This window comes from Streptomyces sp. NPDC093586 (assembly GCF_044764905.1).
Classification (GTDB): domain Bacteria; phylum Actinomycetota; class Actinomycetes; order Streptomycetales; family Streptomycetaceae; genus Streptomyces.
Window position 1 is genome coordinate 20318 of sequence record NZ_JBIWJA010000035.1, and the last position, 17545, is coordinate 37862.

The 17545-nt window shown below is 71.3% G+C and carries 16 protein-coding genes and 2 pseudogenes; 10 read left to right on the top strand and 8 right to left on the bottom strand.

Annotated features, from left to right (window positions below):
• Positions 1 to 94 precede the first annotated feature (94 nt).
• Complete coding sequence (locus tag ACIRFH_RS28615; protein ID WP_403526782.1) at positions 95 to 877, top strand: IS5 family transposase; 783 nt, start codon at positions 95 to 97, stop codon at positions 875 to 877.
• Here ACIRFH_RS28615 and ACIRFH_RS28620 read toward each other — a convergent pair.
• The gene (locus ACIRFH_RS28620) at positions 843 to 1337 is read right to left on the bottom strand and encodes a hypothetical protein (protein ID WP_403526785.1); all 495 of its coding nucleotides are present in this window, start codon (positions 1335 to 1337) and stop codon (positions 843 to 845) included. The genes ACIRFH_RS28615 and ACIRFH_RS28620 overlap by 35 nt on opposite strands.
• Before the next feature lie 559 nt (positions 1338 to 1896).
• On the opposite strand from ACIRFH_RS28620, the pseudogene obgE reads away from it, so the two are divergent.
• The 3 genes and pseudogenes from obgE to ACIRFH_RS28635 all read left to right on the top strand — a co-directional run.
• Positions 1897 to 3141, top strand: a pseudogene (gene obgE / locus ACIRFH_RS28625) (GTPase ObgE); the annotation flags it as partial.
• Between the two features lie 253 nt (positions 3142 to 3394).
• Positions 3395 to 4282 (top strand): GNAT family N-acetyltransferase, encoded by an 888-nt coding sequence (locus ACIRFH_RS28630; protein ID WP_403526788.1) that lies wholly within the window; start codon positions 3395 to 3397, stop codon positions 4280 to 4282.
• Between the two features lie 165 nt (positions 4283 to 4447).
• The gene (locus ACIRFH_RS28635) at positions 4448 to 4903 is read left to right on the top strand and encodes a hypothetical protein (protein WP_403526791.1); all 456 of its coding nucleotides are present in this window, start codon (positions 4448 to 4450) and stop codon (positions 4901 to 4903) included.
• A gap of 544 nt (positions 4904 to 5447) precedes the next feature.
• On the opposite strand, the gene ACIRFH_RS28640 is transcribed toward ACIRFH_RS28635, so the two are convergent.
• From ACIRFH_RS28640 to ACIRFH_RS28665, 6 genes and pseudogenes are all read right to left on the bottom strand, one after another.
• Entirely contained in the window at positions 5448 to 6809 is a 1362-nt protein-coding gene (locus ACIRFH_RS28640; RefSeq protein WP_403526794.1) for a transposase, read from the bottom strand.
• A 438-nt stretch (positions 6810 to 7247) separates the two neighbouring features.
• Positions 7248 to 7664: a nuclear transport factor 2 family protein gene (locus ACIRFH_RS28645; RefSeq protein ID WP_403526797.1), complete on the bottom strand. Its 417-nt coding sequence runs from the start codon at positions 7662 to 7664 to the stop codon at positions 7248 to 7250.
• Between the two features lie 65 nt (positions 7665 to 7729).
• Positions 7730 to 8068, bottom strand: a complete 339-nt coding sequence (locus tag ACIRFH_RS28650) for an NADPH-dependent F420 reductase (RefSeq protein ID WP_403526800.1) — start codon at positions 8066 to 8068, stop codon at positions 7730 to 7732.
• Positions 8069 to 8089: 21 nt separating this feature from the next.
• Positions 8090 to 8338, bottom strand: coding sequence for an NAD(P)-binding domain-containing protein (locus ACIRFH_RS28655; RefSeq protein ID WP_403526803.1), 249 nt, complete (start codon positions 8336 to 8338; stop codon positions 8090 to 8092).
• Between the two features lie 278 nt (positions 8339 to 8616).
• Positions 8617 to 9818 (bottom strand): annotated as a pseudogene (locus ACIRFH_RS28660) (IS110 family transposase).
• A gap of 271 nt (positions 9819 to 10089) precedes the next feature.
• A complete protein-coding gene (locus ACIRFH_RS28665; RefSeq protein WP_403526805.1) occupies positions 10090 to 10722 on the bottom strand; it encodes a hypothetical protein in 633 nt (210 codons plus the stop codon).
• A 135-nt stretch (positions 10723 to 10857) separates the two neighbouring features.
• Between ACIRFH_RS28665 and ACIRFH_RS28670 the strand changes: the two genes are divergently transcribed.
• Positions 10858 to 11589, top strand: coding sequence for a hypothetical protein (locus ACIRFH_RS28670; RefSeq protein WP_403526808.1), 732 nt, complete (start codon positions 10858 to 10860; stop codon positions 11587 to 11589).
• Between the two features lie 18 nt (positions 11590 to 11607).
• On the opposite strand, the gene ACIRFH_RS28675 is transcribed toward ACIRFH_RS28670, so the two are convergent.
• Positions 11608 to 12168 carry a GNAT family N-acetyltransferase gene (locus ACIRFH_RS28675; RefSeq protein WP_403526809.1) on the bottom strand — a complete coding sequence of 187 codons (561 nt, stop codon included), beginning with the start codon at positions 12166 to 12168 and terminating at the stop codon, positions 11608 to 11610.
• Positions 12169 to 12410: 242 nt separating this feature from the next.
• Between ACIRFH_RS28675 and ACIRFH_RS28680 the strand changes: the two genes are divergently transcribed.
• From ACIRFH_RS28680 to ACIRFH_RS28700, 5 genes are all read left to right on the top strand, one after another.
• Complete coding sequence (locus ACIRFH_RS28680; RefSeq protein WP_403526811.1) at positions 12411 to 13715, top strand: flavin-containing monooxygenase; 1305 nt, start codon at positions 12411 to 12413, stop codon at positions 13713 to 13715.
• Positions 13716 to 13725: 10 nt separating this feature from the next.
• The gene (locus ACIRFH_RS28685) at positions 13726 to 14196 is read left to right on the top strand and encodes a RidA family protein (RefSeq protein ID WP_403526813.1); all 471 of its coding nucleotides are present in this window, start codon (positions 13726 to 13728) and stop codon (positions 14194 to 14196) included.
• Entirely contained in the window at positions 14193 to 14867 is a 675-nt protein-coding gene (locus ACIRFH_RS28690) for a DUF1028 domain-containing protein (RefSeq protein WP_403526816.1), read from the top strand. The genes ACIRFH_RS28685 and ACIRFH_RS28690 overlap by 4 nt, the downstream gene beginning before the upstream one ends.
• Complete coding sequence (locus ACIRFH_RS28695; protein WP_403526819.1) at positions 14864 to 16012, top strand: M20 family metallopeptidase; 1149 nt, start codon at positions 14864 to 14866, stop codon at positions 16010 to 16012. Before ACIRFH_RS28690 ends, ACIRFH_RS28695 begins: the two co-directional genes overlap by 4 nt.
• A 121-nt stretch (positions 16013 to 16133) precedes the next feature.
• Complete coding sequence (locus tag ACIRFH_RS28700; RefSeq protein WP_403526822.1) at positions 16134 to 17498, top strand: MFS transporter; 1365 nt, start codon at positions 16134 to 16136, stop codon at positions 17496 to 17498.
• Positions 17499 to 17545 lie beyond the last annotated feature (47 nt).

Genomic DNA, 17545 nt, shown 5'->3' on the forward strand with positions numbered 1-17545 from the left:
GTCCAACTCGGCGTCCCTTTGGTGTGACTGTCTCGCTCACCGGTTCGGGAACGCCGGGGACCGGCCGTACAGGCGCCCGAGGTGTCCGTCCGACATGAGCGACGCGGAGTGGGCGGTCGTACGCGACGCGATGCCGGTCCCCGGCTGGTTGGAGGGCCGCGGCGGGCAACCGGAGAGCTATTGCCACCGACAGATGGTCGACGCGGTGCGGTATCTGGCTGCGGGTGGCATCAGCTGGCGGGCGATGCCGGCGGACTTCCCTGCCTGGGACCGCGTCTACGCGTTCTTCCGGCGCTGGCGGGACAAGGGCCTGGCCGCCGAGTTCCACGACCGGCTCCGCGAGCGGGTCCGCGAGGCTGCGGGCCGTGATCCGGAGCCGACCGCAGGGGTCATCGACGCGCAGTCGGTGAGGGGAGCCGCGCCGGTGCCGGCCGCGACCAGGGGCTTCGACGGTGGAAAGAAGGTCAACGGCCGCAAGCGGCACATCGTGGTGGACACCCTGGGACCGTTGTTGGTAGTGGTGGTGACCGCGGCCTCGGTCACCGACCGGGACGCGGGACAGGCTCTGCTGGTCCGGCTGCGTGAGCGGCACTGGCGCGTCACGCGCGTGTGGGCCGACGGCGGCTATACCGGGCGCCTGGTCGACCTCGCCCGCGACGCCTGGCGGATCGCGCTGACCGTGGCCAAACACAGCGACGACACCGGCGGCTTCGCCGTGCTGCCGAAGAGGTGGCTGGTGGAGCGCACGTTCGCCTGGCTGATGCACTCACGCCGACTGGCCCGCGACTACGAAGGCCGCGCCGACACCTCGGAGGCGGTGATCCGGTGGTCGATGAGCACGGTCATGAGCCGCCGCCTCGCCCGACGGGCACGTTGAACAGGCCCGGGTGTCCCTCCGCCAGCCAGCCCCGGGCGGCCAGGCGCTCGGCTTTCGAGCGCACCCCTTCCACCTTCGCCGGGACCGGCTCCAGCCCGAGGGCCGCCGCGCGTTGCCGGCAGTCCCTCGCCTCCCCGCGCGTCCCGTTCCCACCGGCCAGGACGTCCGTGATCCGCCGGTAGGCCGGCGCCAGAACCGTCGGAGCGAGTCCCGCCTGCCAGTGCGGCACCACCGAACCGGGTACCGCCGCCCTGACCTGGACCGGCCGTTCGCCGACCACCGCTACCGGCGCCAGGTCCTCGCCACCGCGAGGCTCCGTCAGAACCTCGCCCACCGTCTCACGGGCGATCACGAACCGCTCCCACACCGCCTCCGCCTCCCGCAGCTCGGCCTGGAGAACCTCCACCCGCTGCCGAGCGGCGCGTTCACGCTCCTCCAGCAACCCCATCACCGACGGCATCCCGGCACCTCCACCGAAGAGACGACACGACACCTCGTCCCTGCCGCCGAAACACCGCACCTACACCTGACCGCGGAAACGCACCCGCCACTCTCGGAAGGACAACGGCTTCTAAAAACTGATGGCACGGGGCGCGGGGTGTGCAGAGGGCAGCGGTGAATCCGGCGGGGCCAGAGCCGATGATGACGACGCCGCGTCGCTTACGCCGTCGCCTCCGGCTTCGGCGGAGCGACCTCAGCGATCAAGCCTCGACCAGGGTCTTGATTCGTCGAAAATCGGGTGGACGGCAACGACGCTCTGGCTGGCCGGGGCCAACGTAGTGAAATGCAGACGAACAGGAGGAACAGCTTCTTACCAGGGCTCTCGGGTATGAAGGGATCTCTCGTATCGCGGCACGCAGCACCATGGACGCCTTCCACCGGTGGCTGTTCGGGATCGCCGGCGGAGAAGCCGAATCCGGTGATGTCCGGACTGCCAGGAGTTCAACATCGTGCGCGAGGACGACTTCGTCCGTGTTTCTGCCGCGGCGATCTCCCGGAGGCGGGGAACGTGGTGGATCCACTACCACCCCCACCGCAAGGCCACGAACGGCCAGCCCGGCGCCGGTGACAACCGGTCCAGCAAGGACGGCCAGGACCTCGTCCTCCCCGTTCCGGACGGCACCATCGTCCTCGACAAGGCCGGGAGCGTCCTCGCCGACCTGGTCGGCCAGGGCACCACCTTTGTCGCGTGCAAGGGCGGCCGCGGCGGCCTCGGCAACGCGGCGCTCGCCTCCGCCCGCCGCAAGGCGCCTGGCTTCGCGCTGCTCGGTGAGCCGGGGGAGAGCCGGGGCATCGTCCTGGACCTCAAGACCGTCGCCGACGTGGCTCTCGTGGGCCACCCGAGCGCGGGCAAGTCCTCGCTGATCTCGGTGCTCTCCGCGGCCAAGCCGAAGATCGCGGACCACCCGTTCACCACCCTCGTGCCCAACCTCGGCGTCGTCACCGCCGGTTCGACCGTCTACACCATCGCCGACGTCCCCGGGCTCATTCCCGGCGCCAGCCAGGGCAAGGGCCTCGGCCTGGAGTTCCTGCGTCACGTCGAGCGCTGCTCCGTCCTCGTGCACGTCCTGGACACCGCGACGCTGGAGCCGGACCGTGACCCCGTTTCGGACCTCGACATGATCGAGGAGGAACTGCGGCTGTACGGCGGCCTGGAGGACCACCCGCGCACCGTCGCCCTCAACAAGGTCGACATCCCGGACGGCCAGGACCTCGCCGACATGATCCGTCCTGACCTGGACGCACGCGGCTACCGCGTCTTCGGGGTCTCGGCCCTCGCGCGCAAAGGCCTCAACGAACTCTCGTACGCCCTCGCCGGGATCGTCACCGAGGCGCGGGCCGCCAAGCCGAAGGAGGAGGCGACCCATACCGTCATCCGCCCCAAGGTCGTCGACGACGCCGGCTTCACGGTGACCGCGGAGGAGGACGGCATCTACCGCGTGCGCGGCGAGAAGCCCGAGCGCTGGATCCGCCAGACCGACTTCAACAACGTTGAGGCCGTCGGCCACCTCGCCGACCGCCTCAACCGCCTCGGCGTCGAGGACGCATTGGTCAAGGCGGGTGCCCGAGCCAGCGACGGCGTGGCCATCGGCGCCGAGGACAACGCGGTCGTCTTCGACCGGGAGCCGCCCATGGCCGCAGGCGCGGAGATGCTGGGCCGGCGTGGCGAGGACCACCGCCTGGAGGCACCTCTCCCCGCCGTGACGCGGCGCCGCGAGCGCGATGTCGCACAGCGCGAGTACGACGAGTTCACCCCGTTCTAGGACGTTTCTTTCAGGTCACCTCGCCGACCAGATGAAGATCGCGGCGAGGTAAAGAAGCAGGGGCATGCCACCCGGCGTGCTCTCCGACTCGATCGGCATCCAGCCGAGAACCGCGGAACGCTCCGCAGCCAGGCCGGCGAGAAGTGGTCCGACTACCTGGCCGCGACTCGCCCGCGCCAAACGATAGGACGGGGGGTGGCTGAAAGGAGGTGAAGGAGCAGCCCCGAGTCGAGGGCGTCCGGGAACATGAAGCATGCATCCGGATGACTGGCACCTCACCCAGGACGTCGACGCCTTCCTCGCCCGAGCTGGGCACTTCCTGTGCTCGCGCGCTGCCCTGCATAACACGCCGCTGACGGACATCGAGAGGCTGCGGACACACAGGACGGCCGGGTCTGACGACGAAGCCGCCGTCTTCGGCCGGCTGGAGTCAGGAGGTGAGGTCCACGCGGTCTTCTATCTCACTTCGCGCGGACGTCTGGGCCTCACCCCCCTCTCTGTCGAGCAGACCGACGCCCTCGCCGCCCATCTGGCCGTCCTCGGCCACTCACCCGCCAACGTCATCGCGGACCATGACACCGCCACCGCATTCGCCGATGCCTGGCAGCGGCACACGGGCGCGGCGCCGTCCCTCTTCTGGCGGACGCATCTCTACCGTCTCGGCACGCTCACCCCGCCACAGCCGCGCCCGGAGGGCCAGGGCCGGCTCACGGGCCGTAAGGACCGTGACCACATCGTTCGCTGGTGCCGTGAGTTCTGCGTCGACGTCGGGGAGCAGCGCTCCATCGACTTGATCGATGCCGGCTCCTGGGAAGACTCGCGTTTCGGTGACCGGCACTTCATGTTCTGGGACACCCCGGAGGGCGTCCCCGTCTCGATGGCGGCCTCGACCTCGGTCGTCGGCGGCATGGTCCGGGTGGATCCCGTCTATACCCCGGCACACCTCCGCGGCCGCGGCTACGCCGGAGCTGTGACGGTCGAGGCGAGCAGGGCCGCACAGGCCGCAGGGGCGACGGACGTCGTCCTGTTCACCGACCCGGACAACCCCACGAGCAACGCCCTCTACCAGCGCATCGGCTACGTCCATCTCGCCGACTTCGCCGGATACAGGTTCTCCTACGACGCACCAGAGGCCGGATGACCGGCACCCTGGACAACGGCCCACGAAGGCCCGCCAGTAGCTCCCGCATCGGCGACACGGCGGGCATTGCCCACCATCTGTCGCGTGCCGCTGCGCGAATCGTGCATGAACCGAATACTGCCTCTTCGCCAGTAGGTCCGGGCCACCGCCGACGCCGTCATCGGCGTGGTCACCGCCCCCGCCACCGTACCGGGCACCCTGCTGCTCGGCCGCTATGACGACAAAGGCGCGCTGCGCTACACCGGTCGGACGACCTCGCTCGCCCGCGCCACGGAGGCCGCGCTCGCCGGACTGCTGACGCCAGCCGGAGGCGACCACCCCTGGACGGGGCGCACGTTCACCGCCGGGTGGGGCAGCCGCGCCGCCCTGGACGCCACCCTCGTCCGCCCCGAGCTGGTGGTGGAGGTCGCCGTGGACGTCGCCCGCGATCGAGCCGGCCGGTGGCGGCATCCGGTACGACTGCGTGCCCACCTCGCCCTTGAGGTCGCGGACGAGGGCGAGCGGGTCGTCCGGCATGACGGTGACGCTGGGTCGATGTCCGGCTCGAGGGCGCTGGACACCGCGTACTGGCGCAGGTGTGCGTACGGGCTGGTGACGCCGTTGTCGAGGGTGGGGCGGTAGGTGCCGAGGCCCATGACGACGGTGTCGAAACGCCGGTTGGGCGCGTCGGCGACTCCGCAGGCCGCGCGGTAGGCGGTAGGGACGGTCTCCGGGTACAGCGCGTTCATCCAGGCCGAGTAGGCGGCGGCCTGCTGCTCGCCGCCCTGCGGGATCCGTCTCGACGATGAGGCCCGCGCGGGCCTCATCGAACTCCGCTTCACCACCTTCAACTACCGACAGCTCCAGGTGAGCTGCTGCGATGCGCAGCACCAGAGGATCGCCGAAGCAGGCGAGCGGCGGGTCAGCACCGCGACGCAGGGCCATCGCGAAACCCACTGACACTCTGCTATCGGGCAGGCCAAGGCCGTACGGCGCTTCCACTGAGCTTGACTCTGTCGGGGATCTTGGGTCTGCCGAGGTCAGGTCCCCAGGGTTCGCCAGGTCTTCGGCCGGGGGATCTCGTGCTGATCGAGGTAGTTCTGGAAGGCCGTGGGTCGGCGGGGTGTGGAAGGTTCCTCGGCCGGTGACAGTCCGTTGAGGCGCTCGATGTTGACGGCGATGGCCGTCAGGACGTGCTGGATGTGCGCCTTCCCTGTCCCCGGTAGCGGCAGCGCCGCATGCTGTGTCCGTGAGCGAACTCGTTGACCGTGCCCTCCCCTCCGGAGCGGACCGCATAGCGGGTCTTCCACTCGGGCGTCTGTTGCTCGGCGCGGACGCGAAGTTGCAGGTCGTGGAGTTCTCGTGGGGGAAAGCCCACGGTGCGGGCGCTGCCGGCGGTGCTGGTGCACTGGGCGCGGGCCGGGCAGGGGCGGCACTGACCCTTGGTGAACCGAGCCACGATCAACGGGGCCGCGGTGGGCGAGGAGGTCGGGTAGGGGCCGTGCCGGCCCGCACTGACCTGCCCCTTCGGGCAGGTGACCTGCCGGCGGTCGTAGTCGATGTGGAAGTCGTCCCGGGCGAAGCCCTCGTTTCGGCGGTGCTGGTGGGTGGGATTGCCCCGGAGCGGTCCGGAGACGGTGACCTGGTGCTCACGGGCGGCTTGTCCCAGGTGGGGCAGGAAGGTGTAGCCGGCATCGACCAGATGCCCGGCGGGCAGCAGCTCGCGACGCGCCAGGCGGATGTGGATGCCGGGCAGGACCTGGCTGTCGTGGGTGGTGGCCGCGGTGGTGACCACGTCCGTGATCACATGGGGACCGTCGGGCGCACAGGTTTCGGTGGGATGAGCGGAGAACCCCTTCCAGCTGATGATGTGCCCGTGCCGTGCGTAGCGGGCCGAAGTGTCGTAGGGCGAGACGATCGCCCGGGACGAGGGCGGCAGCCCGGCCCCACCTTCCTTATCGGCGGTGCGCCGGCGCAGGTGCCCTGCGGCGTCATGGTGGTAGTTCTGCACCATGATCTGCCGCAGGGCCTGGACACGGGGACCGGACGCGCGGCCTGCTCCGTGCCGGTGGAGGTGCTCCAGGAGCCGGGCCGCGTCGTTCCCGGTGGTGAGGATCCTGGTCTTGGGCTTGGTGGGGTTCTTGCCCAGGCGGACCGGTCGGCCGTAGCGGAGTCCCCAGTCCTCGTCGACCAGCCCGTCGAGCAGATGCGGGAAGGCGTCGGCGACTTCTTCGAGCGCGGCACGGACCGCCTCGCTGACCAGCTCCAGACGGGTCAGGTCACGCACCGCGGCCAGGACGTGGGTGGAGTCGGTGCGCTGCGTGGTGCGCTCGCGCACCAGGCCGGCCTCCTTGAGGCGGGCCAGCGCGAGATCGAGGAGGCGGTCGGCGCGGTCGCCTTCGGCGAGACGGTCGCGGAAGCCGGCCAGCGCGCTGTGGTGGAAACCGGGATCGCCCAGCTCCATCGCCATGGCGTCCTTGAAGTCGATGCGGCAGCGGACCGCCTCGGCGGCCTGCCGGTCCGACAGACCGAGCAGGAACTGCAGCACACATACGGTGGCCAGTTGAGCAGGCGAAAGCCCCGGCCGCCCGTCCCGCGGGCACCGGTCCGCGAAGTCCTCGTCGCACCACAGCCCATCGAGGCGGTCGCGTACCCATATCGCCGTCGTACCGGCCGGGTTGCTCGCCCGCGCGATCTGCGCAGTCAGAGAAGGGACTTGCTCACCAGAACGGGGGCGGAGCGACAACGGGCACCTCGACAGCCGCATCGGTCGGCGGAACTCCCCGAGCATGCCCGTTGATCATGCTGCCGCACCGAGGAACTCCAAGATCCCCGACAGAGTCAAGCTGACCCAACGTGCTGAACGGCAGCGATCGCCGGGGATGAGTTCTGCTCTCCGTTTCGGCTTCGGCTGTGTCTCCGCTGACCTTCTACATACATGCCCGGCCGGACCGCCCCGGGCCGCGGGACCCCTGAGTGCCCTCGCTCATCCGGCGTTGAACGCCTCGGCGACGGTCAGCGTGTCCTCGTACAGGTGCATGCGAACGATCCGGCCGCCCTCGACCGCCAGGTGCATGGCCGCCGGTGTGGTGAACTCCTTGCCGCTGGCCACGGCGGTGTGTGTGAAGACCGCCAGCAGCACCACGTCGGCACCGTCGACGATGAAGCGCTCCAGCACGACCTTGCTCCTGCCGGGCGCGAAGTGCGGCCACATCGTGCTGAAGTACGGCGCGACCTCCTCCCGGCGGGTACGGCGCCCGGTCCAGGGCAGCGCGTCACTGCCGGGGACGTGCCAGTCGATCTCCTCGGCGAACAGTTCCTGGATGCCGTCGGGGTCCTGCTTGCCGAGGCGCTCCAGGAACTTCTCGGCCACGGTTCGCGAGGTCTGAGTATCTGTTGCCATCGTCCTTGTCCTTGTCCTTGTCCTTGTCCTTTGATTCTTCGTCTGCTTGAGGTGTCGGTCGGGCCTCAGCCCTGGAACAGGAAGTGCTTGTCGCTCAGCGGCCCGCCGAGCTGCCTGAGCGCCCCGCCTTCGCGCAGCGCGCCAAGGTCGATCGGCGCGAACCCGAATTCGGTCAGCAGCTGTGTGAAGGGGGCCTTGGCGCTCTCGTCGTCACCGGCGAGGAAGACGACCTGGTTGCCGTCCTGGTGCCGGGGATCGGGAGCCGCATAGGTGGCGAACATGGCGTTGAAGGCCTTGGTCAGCGTGTCGCCGGGCAGCTGCTGGGCGACCCACTCGCTGCCGGTCAGCGGCGAGACGTCGGCGAAGCCACGGCAGGGGGTGGACCGGGCGAACTGGTTGGTCATGTCGACCACCACTCGGCCCGTTCAGTCCCCGAGCCGCCGCCCGACCGCGGGGACCGCGCCGAACGGGACGGTGAGCAGGACCAGGTCGGCCACCGCCTCTTCGAACGTGGTCGCCGAGGCGCCGGGTCCGATGGCGGCGACGGCGTCGCCGAGTGTGCTGGGGCCGCGGCTGTTACTGACCAGCACCGGGTGCCCGGCGCGTGCCGCGTGGGCGGCCACGGCTCGTGCTGGTGCTCCCGCACCGATGGTGCCGATGGTCTTGAATTCCATACTTACTTCCTGCTGTGTCGTTGTGTCGAATTCGTCGTCCTGGCGGCGGTCGCAAGTACGCGGCTGATGCGCCCCCGGAGCGTCGGATGCGTTCCGCGTCGCCGATTCGCCGCCTAGTGCCGCGGCAGGCGACGTTCGCCCCGTCGCGGCGTCCGGCATGCTCCCCCGGAGGGGGCCCCACTCGCCGCACCGGCCGAAAGCCCGAGTGCGTCCAGTACGAGGGCTTCCGGCCGGCACTCCTCCAGCCTCCGGCCGGGGGGGTGCCTCTATGTCTTTCGTCAAGCGAGCCGTGGGGTCCTGGGTTCGTAGAAGGCTCCGTCGCGGAGCATGGCGAACAGGACGCTGATGCGGTGGCGGGCGAGGCGGAGGGGGGCCTGGGTGTGGGTTTTGCCTCGGGCTCGGCATCGGTCGTAGTAGCTGCGGGAGGCGGGATCGTGCAGGGCTGCGAATGCGGAGAGGAACATCGCCCGTTTCAGTTGCCGGTTGCCGCCTCTGGGGGCGTGTTCGCCGTGGATCGAGGTTCCCGACTGGCGGGTTGCCGGGGCGAGGCCGGCGTAGGAGGCCAGGTGGGCGGCGGTGGGAAAGCTGCTGGCGTCGCCGACGGTGGTCAGGAGGACTGCGGCGGTCCTGACGCCGATGCCGGGCATCGAGGTCAGGACCTGGGAAAGAGGGCGGGCCTCCAGCAGTGCCTCGATCCGGGTTTCCAGGGCCCGGCGTTGTTCGTGGACGGCGGCCAGCGACTTCGCCGGCGAAGGGACGATCATGTCGAGGGTGCCGGTGCCCGGGACGGTGACGGTCTGCTCGTCGAGGGCGGCGAAGATGTCGTCGACCAGCCGTTCGGCCATGCGCGGTGCCCGGGGCCGGACGACCTCGATGAGCCTGCGGCGGCCCGCCTTGCGCAGGGCCTGCGGGGATCCGTAACGCTCGAGGAGCCAGGTGAGGTCTGGTGGTCCAGGCGTGGGCCCAGGACGCGTTCCAGGCCGGGGTGGAACGGGGTGAGCAGGCCGCGGATGCGGTTGGAGGTGCGGTTGGCCTCGCCGGCGAGGTCCTGGTCGAAGCCGACCAGCATGGTCAGTTCGGCGGTGACCTCGTCGGTCAGGGCGAGGGTGCGCAGGGTGTGGGGCATGGTGCGGGCGGCGTCCGCGATGACGGTGGCGTCCTTCGCGTCGGTCTTGGCCTCGCCGGGGTGGAGGTCGGCGATCCTGCGCATCGCCAGTCCGGGCAGGTAGGCGACCTGGCAGCCGGCGTCCCGGGCGACGGTCAGCGGGAGAGCGCCGATGGAGGCGGGCTGGTCCACGGCCACCAGGACGGTGCCGAACTTGGCCTTGAGCTTGTCGAAGACGGCCCGCAGCTTCGGTTCGCTGTTCGGCAGCGGCTTGTCGAAGACGGTCTTCCCGGCCAGGGTCAGTCCGTGGCCGTGATGGGTCTGCTTGCCGACGTCCAGGCCCAGGAAGACGCCCACCCGATCGGTGTCGATCACCGTGCCCCCACATGTGTCGATGCGTGCCGGCCCCGAGGTCGGGGGCCGTTCGCGCGCATCCACGTTATGCGGACCTGCCGCCCGCGAGTGGCCCGGCATTGCGCCGGGCCGGGCGGTGGCCGGACCTCTGATCAGCGTCTGTGACGGCACCTCTCGGGCCCGGTGACACCACCCCCGGGCCACCTGTTCGACAGGGGGCAACAGTCATGCCGAGCCCGGAGGTCAGCGGCCCTCTTGCAGGACCGCGAAGAAGATAACGGGGCACTGGTGGCTACCGGCCTTCGCGCGTGAACGGGCCGGTCGCGGGGGCCACGCACATGTCGACGACGGTCTGGTCGCCGGCCGCCGAGCCGTCCACGCAGAGCCGCCCGCCCCGGTCGCGCAGGTCGAGGGAGAACCGTGTGGCCGCACCGGACTGCTCAAGTCCGTGAATGTGCTCGTCGGTGTAGCCGAGGCCGTTCAGGACCGTCCGGACCTCGCCGGGGGTGGGATCCGCCAGATCCCACAGCGCCTGGGTGATGCGCTCTTCGTGGCGGGCCCCCGCACACCAGTCGCGCGCGTTCAGCTCCACTTCCGGCCCCGCCGTGGGGGCCACCGGCTCGAACGCGTCGCTCGGCGGTGTCTCCGTCGAACCGGGCGGCAGCGTCTGGGCCGGACCGGTCGGCGGCGCCTCAGGCGCGGCGCTCGCGGGGCACGACCGCGCGACCTCGTCCAGCATCTGCGTGAAGGGTGCGCTGGACCGGGCCCCGGCGGTGTCGGCGCGCAGGCTGTGCGCTCCGTCCGCGGCCGGCTTCTCCGTACCGCAGGCGGTGAGCGCCAGGGTGGTGAGAGCGGCCATCGCGAGCGTGGTCGGCAGGCGGCGCGGGGAGCGGGCGGCCGCATCGGCCGAGGCGGGGTTTCTCATGCCCCAAGTTTCCGATCACGCCGTCGCTTCCACGTGAGTGCGTGTACTCAGAGGAGAACAGGCGGGTACTCACTCGGACCTGATGGCCGCGAGGGCGCTTGCCGTCCGTTTCAGAGGATCTGGTTGGATTCCCGCATGACGGACTGGTCACGACTCACCCACGCGTACGGCTCCGCCGAGGACATACCCGCTCTGCTGGAGCGGATCGCGTCGGATCCGACTTCTGCGCGCTGGAACGACCTCTGGTCGGCCCTGTGCCATCAGGGCAGCGTGTACTCGGCCAGCTTCGCCGCGCTGCCCTGGCTGGTCGGCGTAGCCGGCTCGGGCGACCGGGACCAGGCGATCCAGGCGCTGAACCTGGCGGGCGCGATCATGGCGGGCGCCGACCAGCCGCACGGGGCCGGGGACGTCCGGGCGCGACACTCGGCCGACGTGGCGGCCTTGCTCGCACTGGCGCGACAGCACCTCCGCACGGCCGACGACCGCGGCGAGTACGTCTGCCTCCTGGAGGACGTGCTGAGCTTCGAGGGCGTCGTCGGCTGGGGCGAGGAGCTGGCCTGGGGGATCACGAACGAGGAGTACGAGATCTCCTGCCCCGGCTGCGCGGCGGGCCTGTTCATCGTCCTCGGCGAGCGCGGGTTCTTCTCGACCAGCGGTGATTACGCGCTCTCGGACGACGTGGAGACGAGGCCCCTCCTCCCCGCCGACCCCGCGAGCCTGACCGGCCTCGGCCGCCGCCTCCACGACCTCGCGCTCGCCGACGGCCAGGGAGAGGTCGCCCACGTGTTGACCCACGTCTTCGGCGGTGCGACCTGCCCGGACTGTGGAACGGGCTTCTCGGTGGCCGCTCGGATCAGCGCCGGCTGACCGGCCTCGGTTCCGGCCCTACCGGCCGGCCGTCGGCCGCCACTCGCGGCGGAGGAGGCCGAACACCCAGGAGTCGGAGACGTCGCCGCCGACGACGCAGTCCTCGCGGAGGGTGCCTTCGCGGACGAAGCCGAGCTTCTCCAGGACCCGGGCGGACGCCACGTTGCGGGTGTCGGTCTCGGCCTGGACGCGGTTCAGGTCCAGGGTGTCGAACCCCCACCGCAGGACGGCGCGCGCGGTTTCCGTGGCGTAGCCCTGGCCCCACGCGGAGGCGTCGAAGACGTAGCCCAGGGACGCGCTGCGGAAGTCCGGGTTCCAGCTGGTCAGTCCGCACCAGCCGATGAACGCGCCGTCGGAGAGGCGGTCGACGGCCATGCGCGCTCCCGTGCCTTCCTCCTCGATCGTCCGACAGGTCGTCAGGAAGCGCTGGGCGCGGGCCGGTTCGGTCCACGGCGGTGAGTCCCAGTAACGCAGCACGTGGGCGTCGCTGTGCAGCGCGTAGAGCGGCGCCGCGTCGGCGTCGGTGAACGGCCGCAGTCGCAGGCGGTCGGTGTGCAACTCGGGTGTGCGCAAGGTCATGCGGAGCATCCTGCCCCGTCGCGCACGCCCCGGCCATCCGTTTGTCCGCAGGGCTCGGGGCGCGCACGGCCTTCGGTGTGGTCCGGGCTGAGCGCGCGCTGGCGGATCGATAAATCAGATCGCCCGCAACGAAAACATCTGTTGGACAGCTTTCCCGGTGCGTCCGAGCATGTTCCGTGCGGTAGCGCAGCGAAGGTCGACGTGACACCGGGACGGACTACCGCCCGAGCGGAGAGGCTGAAATGCCGAGTGAAGAGACTGACGTAGTCGTCGTCGGCGCGGGTCAGGCAGGTGTGGCGATGAGCGAGCACCTGGGGGCTCACGGTGTGCCGCACATCGTGCTGGAGCGGCACCGCATCGCCGAGCGGTGGCGTTCGGAGCGGTGGGACTCCCTGGTCGCGAACGGCCCCGCGTGGCACGACCGGTTCCCAGGGCTGGAGTTCTCCGATCTCGCCCCCGACGACTTCGCTTCGAAGGAACAGGTCGCCGACTACTTCGTGACGTACGCCGAGAAGATCGGCGCCCCGATCCGGTGCGGTGTCGAGGTGACCTCGGTGCGCAGGCGCGCAGGCCGGCCCGGCTTCCGGGTCGAGACGTCGGAGGGCTCCGTCCACGCACAGTTCGTCGTGGCCGCGACCGGTCCGTTCCAGCGGCCCGTGATCCCGCCCATCGTCCCGGACGGCGCCGTCGACGTGCAGATCCACTCCAGCGGGTACCGCAACCCCCAGCAGCTTCCCGAGGGCGCGGTCCTCGTGGTCGGGGCCGGCTCCTCGGGGGTCCAGATCGCCGACGAACTGCGCCGGTCCGGCCGCCGGGTCCTCCTTTCCGTCGGTCCGCACGACCGCCCTCCCCGCGAGTACCGCGGACGCGACTTCTGCTGGTGGCTCGGGGTGCTCGGACTCTGGGACGCGCAGACGCCTCCCCGAGGCGCCGAACACGTCACCATCGCGGTCAGCGGCGCCCGGGGCGGGCACACGGTGGACTTCCGCGCCCTGGCCGCCACCGGCATCGAACTCGTGGGCATGACCGCCTCCTACGACGAGGGCGTGCTGCGTTTCGCACCGGACCTCGCCACGAACATCGCGCTCGGCGACGCCAATTACCTGGCGCTCCTGCGGGCGGCCGACGAGTACGTCGAGCGCAACGGTCTCGTGCTGCCCGAGGAGCCGGAGGCCCACGTCATCGGGCCGGACCCGCGGTGCGTGACCGACCCGCGGACGGAACTCGACCTGGCCGAGGCCGGCGTCACCTCGATCGTCTGGGCGACGGGCTTCGCCACCGACTACGGCTGGCTCCAGGTCGACGCGTTCGACGACAGCGGCCGGCCGGACCATCGGCGAGGGGTGTCCCGGGAGCCCGGCGTCTACTTCCTGGGCCTGCCCTGGCTGTCCCGCCGGGGGTCGAGCTTCATCTGGGGCGTCTGGCACGACGCCAGGCACATCGCCGACCACATAGCGACCCGGCGGAACTACCTCGCGTACGGCGTCACCGACCGTGCCGGCGTCACCGACCGTGCCGGCGCCGCGCCGGCGACCCACAAGAGCTGAGGAGCGAAGCATGACCTCCACGAACAAGGGCCGCCCGGTCAACGCCCCGATCGTCGCGGGCGGGCACACCAGGATCCGTCCGTTCAACACGCGCGACACCTACCCCGAGCAGAACCTCGACAACGACCTCTGCCAGGCCGTCGTCGCCGGCGACACGGTGTACGTCCGGGGCCAGATCGGCCAGGACCTCGACACCAGCGAATCCGTCGGCATCGGCGACGCCGAGGCACAGGCCGAGCAGGCCATGGCCAACATCAAGATGCTGCTCGAAGAAGCGGGCAGCCGCATGGAGCACCTCGTCAAGCTGACGATCTACCTGGTCGACCCGCGCTACCGGGAGGCGGTCTACCGCACCGTGGGCCGCTGGACCAAGGGCGTTCACCCGATCTCCACCGGCCTGGTCGTCTCCGCCCTGGCCCGGCCCGAGTGGCTGTGCGAGATCGACGCCGTCGCCGTGATTCCGGGAGAGGAGCGGGCATGACCTTCTCGCTGGTGGTCCGCGACGGGGAGCGGTTCGGCGTCGCGGCCAGTTCGTCGAGCCCGGCCGTCGCCGCCCGCGTCGTTCATCTGCGGCCCGGGGTCGGCGCGGCGGCCTCGCAGAACGTCACCGATCCCACCCTCGGCACGAGTCTGCTGGACGCGCTGGCGGCCCACGGCGACGCGGCCCGCGCGCTGGCCGACGTCACCGGGGCCGAGCGCAACGCGAAGACCATCGCGTACCGTCAGCTGACCGTGCTGGGCCGCTCCGGGCCCGGGTTCGCCCACAGCGGTTCGCGAACGCTGGGCACGCACGCCTCGGCCACCGCGGAGGGCGCGGTGGCGGCCGGCAACATGCTGTCCGGCGAGCACATTCCCGGCGTCCTCCTCGACGCCTACGCCGCGGCCGGCGGGGAGCTCGAAGAACGGCTGCTCGCCGCCATGAAGGCGGCCCTCGCGGCCGGCGGCGAGGAAGGACCGGTGTACTCCGCGGGTCTGTCGGTCGTGGCGGACGTCGGCTGGCGGGTGACCGACCTACGGGTGGACTGGGCGGAGGACCCCCTGGACCGGCTCGGCGAGCTCCTCGACGTATGGCTGCCGCAGCGGGACGACTATGTGCGGCGCGGACTCGACCCCGCCTCCGCCCCCTCGTACGGCGTCCCGGGGGACCGATGACGGGCGCGCTGAAGGAGGCGGCCCGGAAAGCGGTCGACCGTCATGCCGGCGAACTGATCGGCCTCTCCGAGCGGCTGCACGCCGATCCGGAGACGGCGTGGGAGGAACATCGGGCCGCCGCCCGCGTACCCGAGCTGCTGGACCGCGCCGGATTCGACGTCACCTCGTCCTACCTGGGGCTGGAGACGGCCTTCCTCGCCAGGTTCGGCAGTGGGCCCGTCCGGATCGCGTTGTGCGCCGAGTACGACGCGCTGCCCGGCCTGGGCCACGCGTGCGGGCACAACCTCATCGCGGCGAGCGCGGTGGGGGCGGCGCTCGGCCTCGCCGCCGTCGCCGACGACGCCGGCCTGACCGTCGAGGTCTACGGCACACCGGCCGAGGAAGGCGGCGGCGGCAAGATCGAGATGCTCGACCGGGGCGCCTTCGCCGGAGCGGACCTCGCGATGATGGTGCACCCCGCGCCGGTCGACGTCGCCGAGGCCCGCCCGTTCGCCGTCAGCCACTCCAGGATCTCCTACGCCGGCAGGTCGGCGCACGCCGCGGCCTATCCGGAGGCCGGGGTGAACGCCGCGGACGCGTTCACCGTCGCCCAGGTCGCCATCGGCCTGCTGCGCCAGCACCTGCCGGCTTCGGCCCGCGTGCACGGCGTGGTGACCCACGCCGGGGACGCCCCGAACGCCGTCCCGGAGCGGTCGACCGGCCGGTGGTACGTGCGGGCCGAGACGCTCGCCGAACTGGCGGAGCTGGAGCCCCGGGTGATGCGTGCCTTCGAGGCCGGAGCCCTCGCGACCGGCTGCGAGCTGGAGGTCGTGCCGGAGAGCAAGCCGTACGCGGAGTTCCGCACGGACGAGGCCGCCCTCGGGCACTACCGGGCGAACGCCCTCGCCCTGGGCCGGGAGTTCGCGCCGCCCGGTCAGGCCGCGCGGATGAACCGGGCCTCCACCGACATGGGCAACGTCTCGCAGGTGGTGCCGGCCATCCACCCCTACATCGGCATCGGATCCCTGCCGGCCACCAACCACCAGCACGAGTTCGCCGCGTACTGCGTGGGCGGCACCGCGCAGCGGGCCCTGCTCGACGGCGCGGTCGCACTGGCCTGGACCGGCGTCGACCGCGGGATGCGGGCCGGGGGAGGGGAGGCGTGACGCGGACGGCCGCCGCGACCGCACCGGCCCCGCTTCTCCGGCCGGCGGACCCGCGCGCCGAGGGCCCGGCGCCGGCGGCCCAGTGACCTGCTTCTCCACCCATCCCCCCGAGGAGGCGCGCATGCGCACCTGTGACAGCGGTGCCACCACGACCGACACGACGGTGGCCGCCGACGGCGTCGCCCTGCGCAGAAGCGTCGTCGCGGGAGCCGTCGGCGTGTTCGTGCACTGGTTCGACTGGGCCGCCTACGCCTATCTCGCCGGGACCATCGCCTCCGTCTTCTTCCCCGCCGGGGACGGCACGACCGGAGTGCTCGCCGTGTTCGGAGTGTTCGCCGTGTCGTTCGGCATCCGGCCGATCGGCGCCCTCGTGTTCGGGCCGCTGGGCGACAGGATCGGCCGCAAACGCACTCTCTCCCTGGTCATCTTCATGATGTCCGGCGCGACCCTGGCGATCGGGCTGCTGCCCGGCTACGCGTCGATCGGGATCGCCGCCCCGGTGCTTCTGGTCGTCCTGCGCCTGGTCCAGGGCTTCGCCGCGGGCGGCGAGTTCGGCAGCGCGGCGAGCTTCCTCGCCGAGAGCGCGCCCAGGCGCCGTCGCGGACTGGGGGTGAGCTGGCTGGAGGTCGGCTCCCTGCTCGGCTTCCTGGCCGGGTCGTTCGTCTTCCTGCTGCTGTCCACCGGACTCGGCGAGGAGCAACTCCTCTCCTGGGGCTGGCGCGTCCCGTTCCTCGTCTCCGCCCCGCTCGGCGTCATCGGCCTCGTCATCCGCGCCAGGATCGAGGACACCCCGGAGTACCGGACGCTCGAAGCGAGCGGCAGCGTCCCGCGCAGCCCCGTGCGGGAACTGCTGCGCTCCCACAAGCGGCAGCTGCTCCAGGCCGCGGGCCTGATGGCGGCCATGCACGTCCCCTTCTACGCGGTGCTCACCTACCTGGTCACCTACGAGACCGACCATCTGGGGCACTCGGCCGGGAACGCGGCCTCACTGTCCACGGTGATCTCACTGCTCGGGCTCGTGCTCGTGCCGCTGTTCGGCATGCTGTCCGACCGGGTGGGACGCAAACCCGTGTTCGTCGCGGCGACGGCCACCCTGCTCGTCGTCGCCACCCCGGCCTTCCTCCTGATGCGGACCGGGCTCACCGGGACCTGGATCGCCGGTCTGCTGCTCGGCGTGATCCTGGCGGCGATCCTCGGCACGTACGCGGTGTGGGCGGCGGAGACCTTCCCCACCCGCACGCGGCAGAGCGGTCTGTCCGTCGCCTACAACGTCACCGCCGCCCTGTTCGCCGGCACCGTGCCGTATCTGATGACCGTGCTCATCTCCGCGACCGGCAGCACCCTGGTGCCCGGCCCGTACCTGATGGTGTTCGCCGCCGGCGGCCTCGTCGCCGCCCTGTCCCTGCGGGAGACCGCCGGATCCGCCCTGCTCCACGCCGGGGACGTCTCCGGCACGGCGGCCCCCGCGGCTCGCCGCTCTCCCTGACCGGGCCGCCGGACGGCGCCGCATAGGGTCGGCACCGACACGGAACA

Coding starts and splice junctions, on each gene's coding strand:
- ACIRFH_RS28615 (WP_403526782.1), top strand. CDS start 95: ATGAGCGACGCGGAGTGGGCGGTCGTACGCGACGCGATGCCGGTCCCC.
- ACIRFH_RS28620 (WP_403526785.1), bottom strand. CDS start 1,337: ATGCCGTCGGTGATGGGGTTGCTGGAGGAGCGTGAACGCGCCGCTCGG.
- ACIRFH_RS28630 (WP_403526788.1), top strand. CDS start 3,395: ATGCATCCGGATGACTGGCACCTCACCCAGGACGTCGACGCCTTCCTC.
- ACIRFH_RS28645 (WP_403526797.1), bottom strand. CDS start 7,664: ATGGCAACAGATACTCAGACCTCGCGAACCGTGGCCGAGAAGTTCCTG.
- ACIRFH_RS28650 (WP_403526800.1), bottom strand. CDS start 8,068: ATGACCAACCAGTTCGCCCGGTCCACCCCCTGCCGTGGCTTCGCCGAC.
- ACIRFH_RS28655 (WP_403526803.1), bottom strand. CDS start 8,338: ATGGAATTCAAGACCATCGGCACCATCGGTGCGGGAGCACCAGCACGA.
- ACIRFH_RS28665 (WP_403526805.1), bottom strand. CDS start 10,722: ATGAGAAACCCCGCCTCGGCCGATGCGGCCGCCCGCTCCCCGCGCCGC.
- ACIRFH_RS28670 (WP_403526808.1), top strand. CDS start 10,858: ATGACGGACTGGTCACGACTCACCCACGCGTACGGCTCCGCCGAGGAC.
- ACIRFH_RS28675 (WP_403526809.1), bottom strand. CDS start 12,168: ATGACCTTGCGCACACCCGAGTTGCACACCGACCGCCTGCGACTGCGG.
- ACIRFH_RS28680 (WP_403526811.1), top strand. CDS start 12,411: ATGCCGAGTGAAGAGACTGACGTAGTCGTCGTCGGCGCGGGTCAGGCA.
- ACIRFH_RS28685 (WP_403526813.1), top strand. CDS start 13,726: ATGACCTCCACGAACAAGGGCCGCCCGGTCAACGCCCCGATCGTCGCG.
- ACIRFH_RS28690 (WP_403526816.1), top strand. CDS start 14,193: ATGACCTTCTCGCTGGTGGTCCGCGACGGGGAGCGGTTCGGCGTCGCG.
- ACIRFH_RS28695 (WP_403526819.1), top strand. CDS start 14,864: ATGACGGGCGCGCTGAAGGAGGCGGCCCGGAAAGCGGTCGACCGTCAT.
- ACIRFH_RS28700 (WP_403526822.1), top strand. CDS start 16,134: ATGCGCACCTGTGACAGCGGTGCCACCACGACCGACACGACGGTGGCC.